This window comes from Paenibacillus sp. A3 (assembly GCF_001399685.1).
Lineage (GTDB): Bacteria > Bacillota > Bacilli > Paenibacillales > NBRC-103111 > Paenibacillus_G.
Window position 1 is genome coordinate 1 of record NZ_JTHN01000068.1, and the last position, 18,935, is coordinate 18,935.

Annotated in this window: 13 protein-coding genes, 1 pseudogene and 1 riboswitch; of the genes and pseudogenes, 10 read left to right on the forward strand and 4 right to left on the reverse strand. The window is 54.0% G+C overall.

Features of this window, described 5'->3' with window-relative positions:
* The 8 genes from QJ48_RS09795 to QJ48_RS09830 form a co-directional block, all read left to right on the forward strand.
* A partial coding sequence (locus tag QJ48_RS09795; RefSeq protein WP_193394416.1) for an invasin domain 3-containing protein occupies nt 1–2,816 on the forward strand: 2,816 nt, incomplete at its 5' end.
* Between the two features lie 150 nt (nt 2,817–2,966).
* A complete protein-coding gene (locus QJ48_RS09800) occupies nt 2,967–7,613 on the forward strand; it encodes an AAA family ATPase (protein ID WP_272948120.1) in 4,647 nt (1,548 codons plus the stop codon).
* A gap of 126 nt (nt 7,614–7,739) precedes the next feature.
* Nucleotides 7,740–8,507: a hypothetical protein gene (locus QJ48_RS09805; RefSeq protein ID WP_054973442.1), complete on the forward strand. Its 768-nt coding sequence runs from the start codon at nt 7,740–7,742 to the stop codon at nt 8,505–8,507.
* A gap of 129 nt (nt 8,508–8,636) precedes the next feature.
* Complete coding sequence (locus tag QJ48_RS09810) at nt 8,637–9,374, forward strand: MBL fold metallo-hydrolase (RefSeq protein WP_054973495.1); 738 nt, start codon at nt 8,637–8,639, stop codon at nt 9,372–9,374.
* A gap of 122 nt (nt 9,375–9,496) precedes the next feature.
* Entirely contained in the window at nt 9,497–10,051 is a 555-nt protein-coding gene (locus tag QJ48_RS09815; protein WP_054973443.1) for a MarR family winged helix-turn-helix transcriptional regulator, read from the forward strand.
* Between the two features lie 122 nt (nt 10,052–10,173).
* Complete coding sequence (locus tag QJ48_RS09820) at nt 10,174–11,874, forward strand: ABC transporter ATP-binding protein (protein WP_237762859.1); 1,701 nt, start codon at nt 10,174–10,176, stop codon at nt 11,872–11,874.
* Nucleotides 11,875–11,915: 41 nt separating this feature from the next.
* A complete protein-coding gene (locus QJ48_RS09825; RefSeq protein ID WP_054973444.1) occupies nt 11,916–13,130 on the forward strand; it encodes an MFS transporter in 1,215 nt (404 codons plus the stop codon).
* A 59-nt stretch (nt 13,131–13,189) separates the two neighbouring features.
* A riboswitch (cyclic di-AMP (ydaO/yuaA leader) is annotated at nt 13,190–13,328 on the forward strand.
* A 220-nt stretch (nt 13,329–13,548) separates the two neighbouring features.
* Nucleotides 13,549–14,724 carry a KamA family radical SAM protein gene (locus tag QJ48_RS09830; RefSeq protein WP_054973445.1) on the forward strand — a complete coding sequence of 392 codons (1,176 nt, stop codon included), beginning with the start codon at nt 13,549–13,551 and terminating at the stop codon, nt 14,722–14,724.
* A 61-nt stretch (nt 14,725–14,785) separates the two neighbouring features.
* Here the strand turns inward: QJ48_RS09830 and QJ48_RS09835 are convergent, their stop codons facing one another.
* Complete coding sequence (locus tag QJ48_RS09835) at nt 14,786–15,733, reverse strand: DMT family transporter (protein ID WP_054973446.1); 948 nt, start codon at nt 15,731–15,733, stop codon at nt 14,786–14,788.
* A 158-nt stretch (nt 15,734–15,891) separates the two neighbouring features.
* Here QJ48_RS09835 and QJ48_RS09840 point away from each other — a divergent pair, with 158 nt between their 5' ends.
* On the forward strand, nt 15,892–17,232 hold the full coding sequence (locus QJ48_RS09840; RefSeq protein ID WP_054973447.1) for a PLP-dependent aminotransferase family protein: 1,341 nt from the start codon (nt 15,892–15,894) through the stop codon (nt 17,230–17,232).
* A gap of 113 nt (nt 17,233–17,345) precedes the next feature.
* Nucleotides 17,346–17,780, forward strand: coding sequence for an SRPBCC family protein (locus QJ48_RS09845; protein ID WP_054973448.1), 435 nt, complete (start codon nt 17,346–17,348; stop codon nt 17,778–17,780).
* Nucleotides 17,781–17,836: 56 nt separating this feature from the next.
* Here QJ48_RS09845 and QJ48_RS09850 read toward each other — a convergent pair whose 3' ends face one another.
* From QJ48_RS09850 to QJ48_RS09860, 3 genes and pseudogenes are all read right to left on the reverse strand, one after another.
* On the reverse strand, nt 17,837–18,256 hold the full coding sequence (locus QJ48_RS09850) for an SRPBCC domain-containing protein (protein ID WP_054973449.1): 420 nt from the start codon (nt 18,254–18,256) through the stop codon (nt 17,837–17,839).
* The gene (locus QJ48_RS09855; RefSeq protein WP_054973450.1) at nt 18,253–18,582 is read right to left on the reverse strand and encodes a helix-turn-helix transcriptional regulator; all 330 of its coding nucleotides are present in this window, start codon (nt 18,580–18,582) and stop codon (nt 18,253–18,255) included. The genes QJ48_RS09850 and QJ48_RS09855 overlap by 4 nt, the downstream gene beginning before the upstream one ends.
* Nucleotides 18,583–18,638: 56 nt before the next feature.
* Nucleotides 18,639–18,857: pseudogene (locus QJ48_RS09860) on the reverse strand (DoxX family protein); the annotation flags it as partial.
* Between the last annotated feature and the right edge of the window lie 78 nt (nt 18,858–18,935).

Below are 18,935 nucleotides of genomic sequence, written 5' to 3' on the forward strand. Positions count from 1 at the left end.
CGCCGTCGGCAGCGACGAGCACGGTCGAAGCGGGCAACGTCACCCTTGCGGCGGACGGAGCCAGTCAGACGGCGGTCAGCGTGAAGCTGAAGGACGCGCAGGGCCATGCATTGACGAGCGGAGGCGCGGCGGTCGCCATCACGTCGACGTTAGGGACGGTTAGCGCTGTGACGGACAACCAAAATGGCACCTACATAGCGACGTTGACGGCCCCGACGACGGTAGGCACCGCGACGATTAGTGCGACCGTCGGCGGCAGTGCAATCGCCTCGACGGCCAGCGTCCAGTTCGTGCCGGGAGCGCCGTCGGCAGCGACGAGCACGGTCGAAGCGGGCAACGTCACCCTAGCGGCGGACGGAGCCAGTCAGACGACGGTCAGCGTGAAGCTGAAGGACGCGCAGGGCCATGCATTGACGAGCGGAGGCGCGGCGGTTGCGATCACGTCGACGTTAGGGACGGTTGGCGCTGTGACGGATAATCAAAATGGCACCTATACGGCGACGCTGACAGCGCCGACGACGGTAGGTACCGCGATGATCAGCGCGACGGTCGGTGGCAGCGCGATAGCACAGACAGCGAGTGTTCAATTTCTGCATGGTCAGGTGAGCGTATCCCGCTCGACGGTGGCCGCGAGCGATCTCGTCGTACGAGCGGACGGCAGCAGCAAGGCCTCCATCTTCGTGAAGCTCAAGGACGATTACGATCATCCGCTCGCCGGAAAGAGAGTGATGCTTCAAGCCAAAGGCGGACGATCCGTTATCGATCATGTTTACGGGGTAACCGATCAGGAGGGTCTGGCCACCTTTGCGGTGAGCAATACAGCGGCAGAGAACGTGACTTATTTCGCCAAGGATGAAGCAAGCGGTCTAGCACTAGACCAAACCGCGAGCATTACGTTTACGTACGACCAGCCGCCGAATATCAAGCTGCAGGCGGCCCCTGTCGCTCCAACCTTCGGGAGTGTGACCGTTACCGTAACAGCGTCGGTATATGGCCAGTTTAATCGCGTATCTTCGATCAAGTGGGCGGCAGGAAGGCGTTCCGTCTCGTATTTTGACAAGCAAGGCACGGAAATGACGGATCACCGTTTTACGGTACAAGAAAACGGGATGTATTCGGTCTATGTGGCAGATACGGCCGGCAATGCGAGCGTCAGTCTGATCGAGGTGAAGAACATCGTTCCTATGAGCGGCAATGCGGATTTGGCCGGCTGGCAGCTTGCAGGCTTGGGCGGGGCGGTGAAGTTCGATTTTAATCCGGGAGTTACGAGCTATACGGTAGATGTAAGTCATGCGGTGTATGGTTTGAAAATGACGCTGACCCCCTCGGATGTGTATTCTGCCGTTTATGTGAACGGATTGCAGGTAACCGGCAATGCGATGCCGCATGAATATTCCCTTGTGACGGGTAAAAACACGTTCGAGGTCAAGGTCAAAGCGCAGAGCGGCTCCGTTAAAACGTATACGCTTAGCGTGGTTCGTTCGGCAGCAAGCTCTGACTCCGACTCCGATTCCGATTCCGGCTCAGGCTCTTCGGGCCCTTCGAGTGCGGCAAACCCACCGAGTCAGCCGACACCCAACCATTCGATTGCGATTTGGATCCATGATCAAAAGGTGTCCGGGATTGCCACACTTCAAGTCGATGCCAACGGAGCGAAGTCTGTCGAGGTTGTATTGGCTGCAAATACGCTAAAAAAGGTGCTTGATTCGCTATCCGCTGCGGCTAAAGCGAATCTGGCGATTTCGATTGAGGATGAGGCGGGCAAAGTGGCGCTGCGGCTTCCCGGTAAAGCTGTTACCCTCCTCGCCGAGAAGGCGGACGCTCTTACTTTGAAAACCCGGCAGGGCCAATATCGCCTGCCTCTGGCTGAATTGACGCGACAGGAGTCCGATTGGACGAACGACGCGGAAGCACAGTTGACGATCGAGCTTGACAAGGGCAAAGCGATATCGGGACTGCGGGATGCGGCGAATAAGGGCGGTTTCCAGTTGGCCGCCGACCCGGTTCATTTTACCGTTCAAGTGGTTCGTCATGGCGAGAAACGAGAGATTTCCGGCTTCAGCCGTTATGTGGAAAGAGTCCTTTACCTGCCTAAGGATTTCACCGGCAAGGCTTCAACGGTCGTCGTGTGGGACGGGAAGCTCGGTGCGCGTCCGGTGCCGACGAAATTTACCAAAGTAAACGGGCAGCAGGCCGCTGTCATCCACAGTCTTACGAATAGCGCTTACGTACCGGTATCCAAAATGTCCAAATTAACGGATATTCAAGGGCACTGGGCGGCTGCTGAAATAGGCGGCATGAACAGCCGGATGATCGTCGATGGCGTAGATGAAAGCCGATTCGTTCCTGAAGCGGAGATTACCCGGGCCGAGCTCGCCGCATTGCTTGCAAGAGCGATGGGGCTTCCGAAAGCCGTAGATCAAGCGGGTTTCCAAGACGTAAGCGAAACGAGCTGGTACAGCGGGGCCGTAGCGGCTGTGAAAGCATACGGCATCATGGATGGTTTCGGAGACGGCACATTCGGGCCCGACCGGAAGGTATCGCGGCAAGAGGCGATCGTGACGCTCGTTCGGGCGCTACGGATGGCCGATGCCGATTCGGCGGCAAGCCATGGCGCAGGGCAAGCGGATCTCACCGTCTACGCCGACCGCGATCAGATTGGCGGCTGGGCAAGCGACGCGATCCGGATCGCCATTCATGCGGGATTGGTGAACGGGTATGGAGATGAGCTGCGGCCGCAGAAGACATTAACTCGTGCCGAGACGGCGGTGCTCATTTACCGGATGCTGCTAAAAGCGGGATTCATCGATGGATAAGCAGATGAAGAGACGGGCCGATGGGCCCGTCTTTTTATGCGTATGGAAAACGTGCCCTTCCCCCTGCCTTTCGGCAGACGAGGGGTTGACTTGCTTCTGCGGAGGTTTCTAAAATAAGGTTTATCAAGGAGTACGCTAGGGGTGTCGGACATGAATCCTAATCTGGAATTCCAAGTGATGGACATAGTGAGTGAAGACAGCCGCATGAGGCTGTACCGGGGGATTCTAGTAGATTTCGATCCATTGAACCCTGTACTTATCCGAACGGACAAAAGCGAAGACGGCGGTGCAGCCGAGCAAGACTTTCTTCGCCGTGAATTCGAGATCACCGAAAGTTTACAATTGGACGGTATCGTGAAGCCGATTGCTTTGCGAACATTTGAGAACTCGCTCGCTCTTGTGCTCGCGGACGACGGGAGAACCTCCTTAAGGGAGTACTTGAGCAGGAGCAGCGGCCTCGATCAAGGCACCTTTGTTCAACTGGCCGGCGCAATCGCCGCCATCGTCAAGGAGCTTCATCGCCGACAGATTCTTCATCTGGATCTGCGGCCGGACCATATTCTGATTCATCCGGATACGCTGGACGCGTCTCTGACCGGCTTAGGCCACGCTCGACACATGGTCATGGACAATCCGGTTCGTCCAGATGACTTGCACGTTTTCATCGACCGGCTTCCGTACATTTCCCCCGAGCATACCGGCAGAATGCAGCGGCAGGTTGACGAACGAAGCGATCTGTATGCGTTAGGGGTCCTATTTTACGAGATGCTGACGGGGCAATTGCCGTATAAGGCTGCAGAGCCGCTGGAGTGGATTCACGCCCATTTGGCGCAAGCGCCGCTGCCGCTCATCCATCCGAGTCAGGCTGTGGATTCGACGGTTATTGCTATCGTGATGAAGCTGTTGGAAAAAAACGCAGAAAACCGTTATCCTCATTGCGATGCTTTAATCGCCGATCTGAACAAAATCGGAGAGATGTACGAGCCGTTTAGGATGAAAGACGTGCTGTACGGCAGGGAAGACGAGATTTCGCTGCTGTCCCAAGCTTTCCAATCGACCTGCTTCGGATCGACGGAAATTGTGTATGTCTCGGGCCCGGCGGGAATTGGAAAAACGAGTCTGTTGGAAGAAGTGTTCCTCCGGCAGAAAACGCATTTGCGGGGGACGTTCTATATCACGGGGAAGTTCGAGCAAATTTCCAAGGAAAGCCCGTATTACCCGATTATTCAAGCCTTTCGCGGGCTGTTGCGCCATCTGCTGGGAGAAAGCTCGGATCGGATCGAAGCATGGCGAAGCAAGCTTCGTGACGCCTTAAGCTCGAACGAAGCGATCATTGCCGCGATCATTCCCGAAGTCAAGCTGCTGCTTGGCGATTTCGCAGCTGCCGAAGAGCTGCCCCCGGATGAAGCCAAAAAGCGGTTTATTTATGCATTTCGCAAATTCGTTCAAGCGTTGGCCTCGCAAGAGCACCCGCTCGTTCTGTTTATTGACGACTTGCAGTGGGCCGATACCTCGTCGCTGCAGTTGATTCATTCGCTTCTGTGCGACCCGGAAAGCCAGTATTTGATGTTTGTCGGCGCTTATCGTGACGCAGAGCCGGGGCCGAAGAAGCTTCCAGGGTATGAGGAGGACGGAAGCGTTACCGAAGAGGTCGCGGTCCGCCATATTCCTCTGCGCGCGTTGACCTTGGAACAAATGAATCCTATTGTAATGGATGCGCTAAACTGCGATGCCGATGAAGCCATGCCTCTCACCGAAGTGCTGTACCACGAGTCCGGAGGCAATCCGTTTCACCTCAAACAAATGTTTCAACGCTTTCAAGATGACAAGCTCTTGAGCTACAGTCACGAGGATAGGCGCTGGCACTGGAGCTTGGGGCAAATTATCGAACGCCAGCCGTTCTTTACGGTTCATGAGCTGATGGAGCATAAGCTGCTTCGAATCTCCGGCGAGGCTCAGGAGCTGCTGCGGATTGCGGCATGCACGGGCAGCGAGTTTCACGCTTCTTTTATTGCGAAGGTTTCGGGGCGACCGGCGGAGACCGTTGGTTCGGTGTTATCTTCGGCTCTCGATGAAGGCTTAATTGCGTCGTCAAGTCCGGACCGCTATCGCTTCCTTCACGATAACTTCCAGAAAATGTTATACAACCGGATGGATGACGAAACGCGGCAGCGTACGCATCTTTCGATCGGCAGATGGCTGAGAGACCTGAACGGAGAGCAGTCCGAAGACTTTTTCACGGCTGTCCACCACCTCAATATCGGTTCGGGCGTCATCGAAGACCGGCAAGAAACGGTTCAGTTGATGGAGATGAATCTCGTTGCCGGGAAACGGGCCAAGGCGTCGACAGCCTTCGATATCGCGTTGGTTTTCTTTAGAAAAGGGGCGGCCTTGCTCGGTGCCGGGGATTGGGACCGGCATTATACACTGTGCTTCGAACTGTGTGCGGAGCGGGCCGAATGCGAGTATTTGTACGGGAATCATGAGGATACGGAACGGTTGGTCGGCCAGTTGCTGCTTCAAACGCGCAATCCCATCGAACGGGCCAGAGTATGGATGATTCGGATCACGCAGTGCATTAACTTGGGCAAATATCAAGAAGCTACAGTTCTCGGCTTGCAGGGCTTGAAAGAGTTCCGGATCGACATCGCGCCTGTCCCTTCGAAGGCCGTCGTTTTGGCGGAGCTTTTGCGGGTGGAGCTATGGCTCAGGCGCCACGATAAACGGCTTGCTTTCCTTCCGGAAATGACGGATAAAGACCGAGTGGCTGCTATCCATATGATTTTTGCGATCATGGCTTCCACTTTTTTTACCAATAAAAACGTGTTTTTTCTGCTCCTGTGCCAAGCGATACGATTGTTGTTGAAGTACGGGAATACCGCTGTTTCCGGCGCCATTTACTCGATGTACGGTATGTTTTTGGGAATTGCGCTAGGGAGGTATGAGAAAGGCTACGAGATGGCCAAGGTCGGTCTGGAGTTGTCCGAGCGGTACAATGTGACTTCGATCAAAGGGATCACGCATATGATTTTCGGAGGGGTGCTCTGCCAGTTCGTAGGAAGCGCGGACGAAGGAGACGTACACTTGGAAAAAGCGCTCCGATTCGGCATGGAGTCGGGCGATTACGTGTATTCGAGCTATTCGATGGGGGCGCATATCAATTCCTTGTATACGAGAGCTCCGCTAGACGCGTTGTCCAAGAAGATTACCGAATATTTGGCTGTGCTGGCGGAAACGAAGGATGAGTTTGTGCTGCAAAATTTTCACTTGTACCGGCAATTTATATTGGCGCTGCAAGGGGAAACGGCGGAGCCTTGTTCGTTTAACGATAAGGATTTTGAAGAAGAACGGTTCTTGAAGCACATTTATTCCGAGGAGACCTTCTCGACGACTTTGTTTCAATACAATACGTACAAGACCCAATTATGCTACTTCAACGGCAAATTCGACGAAGCCGCGCAGTGGGCGCAGCAAGCGGAGAAATTTGCCGCGTACGCCACCCATCTGCCTCATCTGCCGGAATGTTTGTTCTATGAAGCGCTTGCGCTGCTGTCCGATCCAGATATGCTGCGAAGCGGGAACAACAGGGTGAAACGTGTGAAACGAATTGTCCGCCGATTTAAAACCTGGGTAGGATGGAGTCCGGACAATTTCTTGTCGAAGCTATGTCTAATGGAAGCGGAATGGGCCAAAGTCGCAAAACGTTACGCGGCAGCCGAGGCGATGTATGACAAAGCGATTCGGGAAGCCAAGGAGCAGGGAAATATCCAAATCGAGAGCGTAGCCTATGAATTGGCGGCCAATTATTACGCAAGTCGGGGAAGAGCGAAGATCGCATTCTTTTATTGGCAGGCAGCCGTGGAGGGCTACAACCAGTGGGGAATCCGTGGTAAAGCCCGGCTATTGGAGGAGCGGCTTCACTCGCTGCGCGGTACCGGGAAGGCCGAAAGTTTGCTGCCCGAGGAGCCGTCATTAAGCAGTCTAACGGCAGCGGATGCTGCACCGCGTGACTTCGGCATCCGCCAGGAGGCGCACGCCGCGGAGCGGATGGATCTGGTCGCCATTCTCAAAGCGACACAGGCTATCGCGGACAAGATGGATTTGGACGCCGTCCTGGTGGAGATCATGAGTACCTTGATGAAATATGCCGGAGCGCAAAAAGGCGCGCTGCTTACGGAATCGCATGGCGAGCTGTATGTTCGGGTCTATGCGGATGACGAAGTGAACATCTTCGGCACGCTTACGCCATTGGAGGATAACGAGCTATTGCCCGGCGGTATTGCGCGCTATGTCTCCAGAACGAAGGAGTCGGTCCATTATACCGGGACGGAGGATAGCTGGCTGCTGCACAATCCGTACCTGCTGAAGCATCGGCCCAAATCCGCATTATGCATGCCGGTGACCGTTCACGGGGCGTCGGTTGGGGTGCTTTATCTTGAAAATACGCTTGTGGCAGGCGTCTTTTCGCCGGAACGGATCAGCATCTTTCATGCCATGGCCGCGCAGAGCTTATATATTTGTGAGCTGCTGCGTTCGCTGGGCCAATTCGACAGCGAGCCGGACGATGGGAAGGAGAGTCCGAGAACGCCGCAGGCGATGGAGGAGCCTCTTACGGAGCGTGAGATGGAAGTACTCGCTTTACTCGCTACGGGATTGTCGAATAAAGAGATTGCGGAGCAGTTAGTTGTGGCGGTCGGTACGGTGAAGGTTCATGTGAAAAATATTTTCACAAAGCTCAAGGTTAACCGGCGAACCAAAGCGATCGCGCAGGCGAAGGAGCTTCAATTGCTTGATTGAGTGCGGGAGCCGGAAGGCGAGCCGTGCTTCCAGGAATACGTTAATCTGGACACTATCTGTACAGCACAGTACAATGGCGGATGAATACATAAATATTTGCAGATCTGTCGTCCAGGAGGAGCTTTTATGCTAAAAGGTTGTTTTACATTCGTTTTGGTACTGGCCATGCTATCCGTTGTATTATTCTGGCTATACTTTTACAAAGATGACAAGGCGGATCAAGTCGTTTACGAGCCGAAGCCAAAAGTTACGCTTGATATCGTTCAAGAAGCGGAAAATGTAATGTCTTATTCAATTATAAAGACCCCTGGCTCTCCCGAAACGGTATTGATCACGAAGGCATTAATTTTGAAAAATAACAATTCGTTTCCGGTCTATGTCTCCAGAATCCTAAATCGCCTGTATGACAAAAAGCAGCGCGAACAAAAGCTGATACCGTTATATGCTTTTCCGTACGTGCTGCAGCCGGGGGAAACGGCGTTTGTGGCGGATACATCGTTTACGGATTTCAAATTCAGCGAAGATTTCGGTACGACCAAGCTTGAGCTGGAAGCGGAGAAAAACAATGGCAATCTGCCGTTTACGATGCTGACGCCGGATAAACCGAAGTTCAAGCTGGAAGGAAAAGATAGTGTCCAATTGAACGTTCAGACCGGTTTGAAGAACGATACGAACCAAAACGTCGATACGAATCATTTAAGGATGACGATCATGTTTTTCGACAAGTCCGGGAAATTGCTGGGTGGCTTCGATCATCGTCCGAGGATAACAAACCGGATTCGGCCGGGGACCTCGTACAATATGAAGATTGAGGGACCGCTTCTTTCCGAAGAATTCGGCAGCCGCATAAACTCGCTTCAAATTATGGCCGGCTGCCAAGAATGCACCGATTGATTTTGCGGTAAAATCCTCGGCCGGGAAATCCCTCGGCTTAGTGCCGGTGAATGAAAGACGGTCGGTTACTTTGTCCCCGACGACCAATAAGGACGAGGGAACATAAAAATGCTGAATCTGGAGGTAGGTATGAACCATTGTCATTTGCTCGATATCGAGTTTGAGTACGGCGGACAAAAGCAAACGATTACCCCGGTGCTGCTTCAAGATGAGGAAGATATCATTCTCGTCGACTGCGGGTATCCGGATTTTGTGCCTTTTCTTGAACAAGCGGTCGTCCGCTGCGGCTTTCGGCTCGATTCGATCACCAAGCTGATTGTAACGCATCACGATATGGACCACATGGGTCCGCTGGCCGCGTTGAAGCGGGCTTTTCCACGGATCGAGATTATCGCTCACGAGGTGGAAGCGCCCTATATCGCCGGGACGAAGAAGTCGCTCAGGCTGGAACAGGCCGAATCGACGCTCGACGTCTTGCCGGAAGAAGCGAAGCCGCAAGCGGAGCAGTTTATTCGCTTCCTGCAGTCGATCGAGTCGGCTGCCGTCGATCGGACGGTCGCCGATCGGGAGCGGCTGCCATGGTGCGGCGGGATCGAGATCGTGCATACGCCCGGTCATATGCCCGGGCATATTTCGCTTTATCTTCCCGAGAGCCGGACGCTGATCGCCGGGGACGCCGTCGTCATCGAGCAGGGGAAGCTGGACATTGCGAATCCGCAATTCACGTTAGATTTGGAGGAGGCCGTCCGTTCTGTGCGGCGCTTGCTTGATTACGACGTCGAGCGGCTTATTTGCTATCATGGCGGATGCTTCCACGGCGATGTGAAGCAAGCGCTGCGGAAGCTCGTTCACGAATATACGTCTTAGCGGGGCCATGCGCCCCGACTTCCATGGCCCGAAGATTAAAGGCTTGCGGTGGCGTACAAAATAAGCTATAGTCATAGTTAGATAATCTAACTATTAAGAACGCAATCTTGAAGGGTGAGGGCATGGAAAGAAAAACGGCGAATGAATGCACGGCGGATCAACAGCTGCCTGCGCTGGGCATCGGCCCTTATTTGGAGCTTATGGGCAAAACGACGTCTCAAGACGCGAACCGCAAATCGATTCGCATGGGATTGGTCATGCTGTGGCTTAGCGACAACATCCTCGACGTGATGGACGTCGATTTGGCTCCGTTTGGCATTACCGAGAGCAAGCTGGATATGTTATTGCTGCTTATGCTGCATGAAGGCAGGGAGCTTGTTACGCCTTCCGCCATCGCAGATCGGCTTGGAATTCGCCGGGCTTCCGTCACGGCGCTATTGGATTGGCTGGAAAAACGCGGCTGGGTTTCCCGCGAACAAAGCGCCAAGGATCGCCGCATGATTCATGTCAGCATTACGCCGGAAGGCCGGGCACTGGTGAACCAAGTACTGCCGACCTTTTGGTCGACCTGCGGCTCATTGCTTGACGATCTGGATACCGAGGAACGCGAGGTGTTTGAGAAGATCCTGAGCAAGCTGCATCAGAGCATCGAGAAAAAGGTGGGCGTAGGGAGATAATTTTTTTTAGAATAATAGTTAGATAGTCTTACTATATTGAAGAGAAATTCGGGTCATGCCATGAAGGGGCGAAAACAGTTTGCGGAAATGTTCAAGGAGCTGTTCGCGCAAGCAAGCGGGCAATGGCTTTGATCTCGCTCGCGGCGGCAGCGATTCTTGCGATTTCCGTTCTTGAATTTTGGATTCCTCAATTCACTAAAGTCGTCATCGATCAGCTCATACCCAACCGGCGATACGATGCGCTGCTTGAGATGGGGGGCTGCATTGTCGGCGCTGCGTTATTGCTCGGAGCTTTTCGCTTTTGCAGCAGCTATATGATGACGCTTGTTAGCCAAAGGGCCATTCTGCGGCTGCGGAATAAGCTGTACCGGCATACCTTGAGCCTGGACTTGAAGTTTTTCGAGCGCAATCGTACCGGCGATCTCATGACCAGGCTTACTAGCGATGTCAACCAGCTGCAGGAATTGGTGTCTCCCGATACGTTATCCATCGCGGCCGATTTTTTCACCTTTATCGCGGTTTGCGGTTATTTGCTTTATGTCGATTGGGAGCTGGCGCTTCTACTGATGAGCAAGTTCCCCATCCTGTTCTATACGTCGCGGTTTTTCAGCGGCCGCATCAAGTCGGCTTATCGGACGGTACGCCAGTCTTCCGCCGAGCTGAGCAATCACCTTCAGGATACGCTGTCCGGAATTCGGATGATTAAAAAATCCTTCGCGAACGAGCACGAGGAGGCACAGAGGTTCGCCGGGTGGAGCGAGCAGAACCGGAACGCTGCAGTGGCGGCTTCACGGCTGTCCGCTTTGTTCTCTCCGATCATCGACATGCTGAATTCCATCGGAATGGTCATCGTGCTGCTGTTCGGGGCTTGGCAGGCGATGCGCGGACGGCTTACCGTCGGCGACATCGTGGCTTTCCTCGCTTACCTGCGTCTGCTGCAGGGCCCGATTCGTTCCTTCAGCCGCATGGTGAGCCGAATTCAACAATCGGCCGCGGCCTACGAACGAATTCACGAAGTGTTGAAGACCTTGCCGGAGGTTCGCAACAAAGACAATGCGCTCGCTTTACCGGCGATCCAAGGGGATATTTTCTTCGATGACGTGGATTTCGCGTATGAAGCGAATGTGCCGGTTCTGCAAAATTTTCATTTGCGAATCCGCGCCAATCAAGTGACGGCGCTGGTCGGCTCGTCCGGCTCGGGCAAATCGACCGTCGCTCATTTGATCGCCCGTTTATACGATGTGCAAAAAGGGGTGATCTTCATCGACGGTCATCCGCTGGACGAAGTCACCCTTGAGTCGCTTCGCCGTCAAATCGGCATCGTATCCCAGGATGTGATCCTGCTGAACGGTTCCATCCGGGACAATATCGCCTACGGCAAGCCGGACGCGTCTCCCGAAGAGATCGAAGCGGCGGCGGGAGCGGCGAATGCGCAGGAGTTTATCGAGGCTTTTCCCCACGGATACGATACGTTGATCGGAGAAAGGGGCGTCAAGCTGTCGGGCGGGCAGAAGCAGCGGCTGTCGATAGCCCGGGCGCTGCTGAAAAATCCGCGCTTGATCATTTTGGATGAAGCGACGGCCGCGCTCGACACGGAATCCGAGCAATTGATTCAAAAGGCGCTTTCCCGGCTGCTTCCCGGGCGCACCTGCCTGGTCATCGCGCACCGCCTGTCCACGATTCAGCATGCGGACCGGATTGTCGTTTTGGAGAAAGGACAGGTGGTGGAAACAGGCACGCATGAAGCCTTGCTTCGCCGTTCGGGCCGCTACAAGACCTTGTACGATATGCAGTTTCCGCAAACGGCCGTCGAGACGGCTTGATCCTAATTTATTCGAAATTCGAAATTTGAAAGAGGTGTTTTATGTTGCAAATGGCCAATTCATCCCTTCCCAAGAGAAACTATTCTTTAATGACGGCGGTGCTGTGCTGGTCCGGCATGGCGGTGATGTCCAGCCTTTACGTCACCATTCCGCTAATATCCTTGTTCGCAGATCTGTTCGGCGTCACGCCTACGCAGGCGGCTGCGGCGGGAAGCGTATTTTCCCTCGGCTTCGCGATCGGCTGCCTGATTTATGGCGCATTGTCGGACAAATACGGCCGCAAAAAGGTCATCGTGATCGGACTCATGGCGTTAACGCTCATCTCCTTGCTGCTCGGCGTCATCGACAGCTTCTTCTGGATCATTGTGCTAAGGGGTTTGCAAGGCGCTGCGGCAGCCACGTTCTCGCCGGTGGCTCTGGCTTACGCGGTGGAAATGTTTCCGGCGGAAAAACGGGTGACGACGATCGGGTTTATCAGCACGGGCTTCCTGGTGGCCGGAATCGTAGGGCAGGTCGTCAGCGGTTTAATCAGCCAGCAATACGGGTGGAATGCGGTATTTTATGTTCTCGCAGGCGCCTATGTCGTGACTGCGTTTCTCGTTATCCGCTTCCTGCCGAAAGGGGAAATTCAACAGGCGCACGCTAATATATGGGAGCCCTTGAAGCAAATCGGCAGCGTATTTTCGCAGAAAAATCTTCTTCTCAGCTATGCTGTCGCTCTGGTGCTGCTCATGTCGTTTGTCAGCATGTACACGGTGCTGGGCAGCTACTTGAGCGGACCGGACTTCGGGCTGACCAAGCAGGAAATTCTGTATGTACGTTCCATCGGGGTAATCGGCATGCTGTTGTCTCCTTTATCCGGACGCTTGGCCAAACGGTATGGCGTTCGTGCCGTTCTGCGCGGAGGACTGCTGCTGGCGATGGCGGGTCTTGCTTCGCTGTGGCTGACGTCCAGCTTGCCCCTGCTGATTATGCTGAGCTTGGTCTTTGTGGCGGGCATTGCGCTCTCTGTCCCGGCGCTCGTTTCGCTCGTCGGCCAATTGGGAGGCAAATCGCGCGGGATTGCGGTTTCGGTCTACACGTTTATTCTCTTCGCCGGAACAAGTCTGGGGCCCATCCTCTCCATTCGTTTTATGGAAGCCGGCAGCTATGGGCTGACCTTCGTGCTGCTGGCGCTTATTCTGGGCATCGGTTTGGTGGCCGCATTGCTCATTCACCGGGAGACACCCGAGAAACCGGCGGCAGTCAGGAACTAAGGGAGAAATATTTCCCGATCCGTTCATAACGGTTGACGAATGAAACTTCCGTTGTGTATCATGAAAATACGCTTAATTTCCAACTTCTCCGAGTTGGAAAGCGGGGGAACCATTTTTGTGGGGCGAATCGCCTTGTGCGCGTAGGGAACCATCTTTCCCGAGTCCGTCAGCTAACCTCGTCAGCAGTAGATGGGTCCATGCTTTCGTGCAAATTTTATGGCATGAATGACCCGTGATGCGGGTCTTCGTATAGGGATAGACCCGCGACAGTCAGCCAAGCTGCGGCACGTTGTGCCCAGGGATGCGCTGCTGTACGGGTCTTTTTGCTTTATTCGCCCATCTGCGGAAAAATGCGAACAAGGAGGTGTCCTGCGGTACTGTTGGTGTAGTTACATCCATGACAAGGAGGGTAAAAGCCATGCCACAGCCGAAATATATCACCGATATGGATAAGATTCCCCAAATCCCGCTTCAGGAGCGGGAGAAGCTTAAGCCCATTACGGAGAAATTCGTGTTTCGCGTGAACGATTATTACTTGAGCCTCATTAATTGGAACGATCCGAACGATCCGATTAAAAAACTTGTCATCCCGAACGAGGGTGAGCTGATGGAATACGGCCGGTGGGACGCTTCCGACGAGGATACGAATTATGTCGTTCCCGGCTGCCAGCATAAATACCGGACGACGGCCTTGCTGCTCGTATCGGAAGTATGCGGGGCTTACTGCAGGTACTGCTTCCGCAAACGGTTATTCCGCAACGATGTGAAAGAAGCGATGTCCGATGTCGAAGAGGGAATCGCTTACATCGCCCGGCATCCCGAAATTAACAACGTGCTCCTGACCGGCGGGGACAGTCTTATCCTGTCGACGGCACGCTTGGGCAACATATTAAGCAAGCTGCGGGCCATCGAGCACGTGAAGATCATCCGGCTCGGCTCCAAGCTGCCCGTGTTCAATCCGATGCGCATCTACGAGGACGAAGCGCTGCAGGATCTCATTCGGTCCTTCTCCTCCGCGGATAAGCGTATCTACGTCATGGCGCATATCAATCATCCCCGCGAAATCACGGAGGAGGCCAAGAAGGGATTCGAGGCGCTGCATCGTGCCGGGGCCATCGTCGTGAACCAGACGCCGGTGCTGAAGGGGATTAACGACGATCCTGCGGTATTGGGCGAGCTTCTGGACAAGCTTTCCTGGGCCGGAGTCACGCCCTACTACTTCTTCGTCAATCGTCCGGTGGCCGGCAACAGCGAGTTTGTCCTGCCTCTGAAGAAGGTATACGCTATTGTCGAGCAAGCGAAAGCTTTAACCTCCGGTCTGGGAAAAAGAGTACGCCTGTCGATGAGCCATACGTCCGGAAAAATCGAAATTCTGGCGATCGAGAATGGCAAGGCTTACTTGAAGTACCATCAATCCCGGGACGGGGAGTACGGTAAATTTATGGTGCTGGATTGTCCGGAGGAGGCCGCCTGGTTCGACGATTTGCCGGGGAACGAGCGGTACTGGAGTAAACCGGTGAAGAAGACGGACGCCATCGTTTCCGTGAACGAGCTGCCCGAGGCTCCCGCGGTTCGACGGGCGATCTCAAGTTAAACCAGCGAAAACAGCCAATCCTCTGGAATTTCAGGGGCTTGGCTGTTTTTTGCACATCGCTTCATGCTTCCGCGCGCTTCGCTTGAATGCCTTGCGGAGCCGTCTTTTTCCGCCCCAAGAGGTTCGTTCCGAGGACCCCGGCAATAATCATGACCGACCCGATCAGATGGTACACCGTCACCTCTTCCCCGAGAAACAGAGCCCCGGACGCGATCGAGACGATGGTCGCCAGATTGCTGAATACGCTCATTTTCGAAGCTTCCATCTTGGACAAAATGTAGTTGGCCGTCAGGGCGGTGACGAGCGAGGAGATCACGCCCAAATAAAAGATCGAGACGAGAAAGGTCCCGTCGACCAGCGGTGCGGTAAATTGGTTAAACGTCCCGGCGGACGCGTGGCTGGCAAGCGAAACGATCAGAAACACGACGAAGCCGACGCCCAGCACAAAATAAGTGGTTTCCGCTGGGCTGAACTGCTTCGAAAGCGAGCGGGCCAGCACGCTGTATCCGGCAAAAGCGACGCACGTCAGGAACAGCAGGAAGATTCCGGTCATGTTCGCCAAGTCGATGCGGCTTCCTTTCATGACGAAGATGAAGACGACGCCGAAGACCGACAGGAAAATCGACAGCTTCTGCAGGACGGTCGTCGCTTCCTTCAAAAATACGGAGGCGAGCACCATCGTCACGACAGGGGTGAACGCGTACAGAATGCCGCCCTCGGCCGAGGTGGCGTGCTGCAGCCCGAACGCTTGCAGCGTGAAGAAGCCGAGCGGGTACATCGTGGCCAGCAGCAGCGCCTTCCACAGCGGCTTGCCGCGGTAGGTCAGCTTGACCCAGCCCAGCGCGACCGGGATCGACATGACCGCAAACGATGCGGCGAAACGAAACGTTAGCGTGTCGAGCGGGTGGGCGTGTTCGAGCGCGATTTTGGTAAACAGAAACGAGAATCCAATGATCGCCGCATTCAGTATGGCGAATACATATGCGAGCTTTAATCCTTTTTGGTTCATGGGGGCAACCTTCTCTCCTGGACAGTCGGGTGCGCGTTCGCTCACCCGTTACTTATAAGGTAAGGCCAATGGAAAAACTGGACAATGTCATTTTACTGCAACTGTATCGATACAGTTGGCCGGATTCGTGTATAATGAGGGGAACAAGGAGGCGCGTGATGAAAAAGTATGTCTCGATCTTATCCGATATGGAGCATAAAATCCGGGAGGGGCACTACGGCCTCGGTCGGAAGCTGCCCTCCGTCCGCAGCGCCGCGGAGGAGTACGGCTGCAGCGTCAGCACGATTATCCGGGCGTATGCCGAGCTGGAGAAGCGCCACGCGATCTATTCGGTCCCGCAGAGCGGCTATTACGTAGTCGAGAAGTCGGGAGACTGGCGCAGCGGCACGGTCAGCGAAACGATCGATTTTGCTTCGGCGTCGCCGGATTTGGACGTGTTTCCGTATTTGGATTTCCAGCATTGCCTGAACAAGGCCATCGATACGTACAAATACCATCTGTTTACTTACGGCGATCCGCATGGGCTGGAATCGCTGCGCCAGACGCTCGTTTCCCATTTGGCCGGCGATCAGGTATTTGCCAAGGCGGAGCGGATTCTCGTCAGCTCGGGTGCGCAGCCGGCGCTGGAAATTTTGGCAAAGATGCCGTTTCCGAACGGAAAGACGACCGTTCTGGTCGAGCAGCCGAGCTACGATCTGTATTTGCGCTTTTTGGAGGCGGAGGGCATTCCGGTTCGCGGCATCGCGCGGACGGCGAAGGGGATCGATCTGCAGGAGCTGGAGGAGCAGTTTCGCAGCGGCGGCATCAAATTTTTTTACACGATGTCGAGATACCACAATCCGCTCGGCACCTCGTACAGCGCGGAGGAGAGGAAGGCGATCGCCCGGCTGGCCGGCAAATACGACGTGTACGTCGTGGAGGACGATTATATGGCGGACCTCGGCGCCGAGCGGTTCGAACCGATTCACGCTTATGACCGGAGCTCGCATGTCGTTTATTTGAAGAGCTTCTCCAAAATCATTTTTCCCGGGCTGAGGCTCGGAGCCGTCGTGCTGCCGGAGCGGCTGCTGAAGACGTACCATAAGTACAAAAATTACCCCGACACCTCGCTGCTCTCCCAGGCGGCGCTCGAAATTTACATCAAAAACGGCATGTACGAGCGGCACAAGCACAAAATATATGGCTTGTACGAGGAGCGGATGCGCGAGTTGAACGAGGCACTGCGGCGTCATAACGATGCGGGGCTGATCGAGGTGGCAGACGTCCGTTCGGGCGTCTATGTTCAGTTTAAGCTGCCGAGGACGACCAATATTGAGCGTCTGATGAAGCGCCTCGCAGAGAGGAAGGTCAGCGTCGTTTCCGGCAAGCCGTTTTATTTGGCGGATTACGCGGAGTGGGAGAAATTTATCCGCATCAGCGTTTCACGGGCGCAGCGGGAGCGGATCGACGAAGGGGTCCGGGCTATTGTCGAGGAGGTGCGGCGGGGGAGCGGGTGGTAGAGCAAGTCGGGTGTCTGGGAGATTTGTATAATAGCAATCGAAAAGAACTCTAGCTAACGCTTCATGCTATAATAGGTGTAGGTGTGTATCTTAGTCATCAAGGAGGTTATGTAATGGGAACAGGTAATCCGGTAACGATAACAGTGGAAACGATCGTTCATTCTCCCGTCGAAAGCGTGTGGAAATATTGGACAGATCCGAAGCATATCACGCAATGGAATAAGGCTTCCGATGATTGGCACACGCCATACGCCGAGAATGATCTGAGGGTCGGCGGTAAATTCCTCTCAAGAATGGAAGCCAAAGACGGCAGCTTTGGATTTGATTTCAGCGGAGTATACGACGAGGTGAGCATTAACGAGAGCATCTCCTATACGATCGCCGATGGTAGAAAAGTGAAGATCGTTTTTATTCGCCAAGACAACGACACGAAAATCATCACATCATTCGAAGCGGAAGAGACCAATAGCGTCGAGATGCAGCAAGCCGGGTGGCAGGCGATTGCAGACAATTTCAAAAAATATGTGGAAACAGCTAAAGAAGAATAAGATCATTCGCAGCCTTAGAAGCGCATGCCGACATCGGCATGCGCTTTGCATAGTGGTTATTGTTCCAACACCTTTTCAAGCCCGCCGCACCAATTACTCCAGCCATACTTAGCTCCATTGAGGGCTTGAGCATTGGAGATTCCGGTTTGTTCGAGATGAAGGTTAACCTTTCCGTCCCCTAAATCCTGCAGCGTCCAGGTGACCGTGTGCTTCTCTCCGCTTTCCCAAGTATAGGACAACCGGTTTGGTGCGTCCACGATAAGCACTTCGCCTTCAATAATTCCATTCCACCATTCGGTCGGCTGCGTGCGAAACTGAAAACGGTGTCCTACGACGGGCTTAAAATCATTTTCCATCGCCTGACCGGTGTGGATGTTGACCACCCACTTGGCAAGCTTGCTTGAATCGGTTAAGGCGGACCAAAGCTTCTCGATCGATGTCGTGTACTGAAAATCCAAGGATAATGTTAAACTCATTCTTCTTCCTCCTCTAATAGTTGGTTCAAGCGCAACATATTCATACCCCAGAACTTGCTATAGAAAGCCACCCAATCTTGAATTTCTCTGAGTGGAGAGGCATTAAGCCTAAATCGCGTTTCTCTGCCGACTTTTCGGTCAAGGACCAGTCCGGCCTCTTTAAGGATTGTCAAATGCTTGGATACCGCGGTACGGCCCATTTGAAACTGTGCCGTTAACTCATGAAGCGGTATCTCCTCTTTCTCTGCTAACAGACGAATCAGTCGGCGCCTAGTTGGATCTGCAATCGCGTCAAACACATCCCGCAACGGGTTGTTCTCGCTCACAACACCCTCTCCTAAATATTATTTTCTGTAGTAGAAATCTATTGGTGGTACGAAGGGATACCAGCGTGAACCCATTCTTTAAGCCGAGGAAAACCTGGCAAGACAAGAGCGATGGCTCCAAGCACTTTCCAAATCCCGAGAAAGGTCAAGACGTATAAGGGGTAACCAAGATTCTTCACTAACTCGACGTTTCCCCCATATTGCATCAGTTGCCCGATACCACTTAACATAACAGCTGCTGCGAGTAGTAATGTGACTGTCCAATAAGCTATCATTTTTCCTCGGGCTGGGTTTCTACTTTCACGGTTGTTTCCTCCTCTTCATTGGTTCAAGTGAAGCTTATTCAGGTTCCA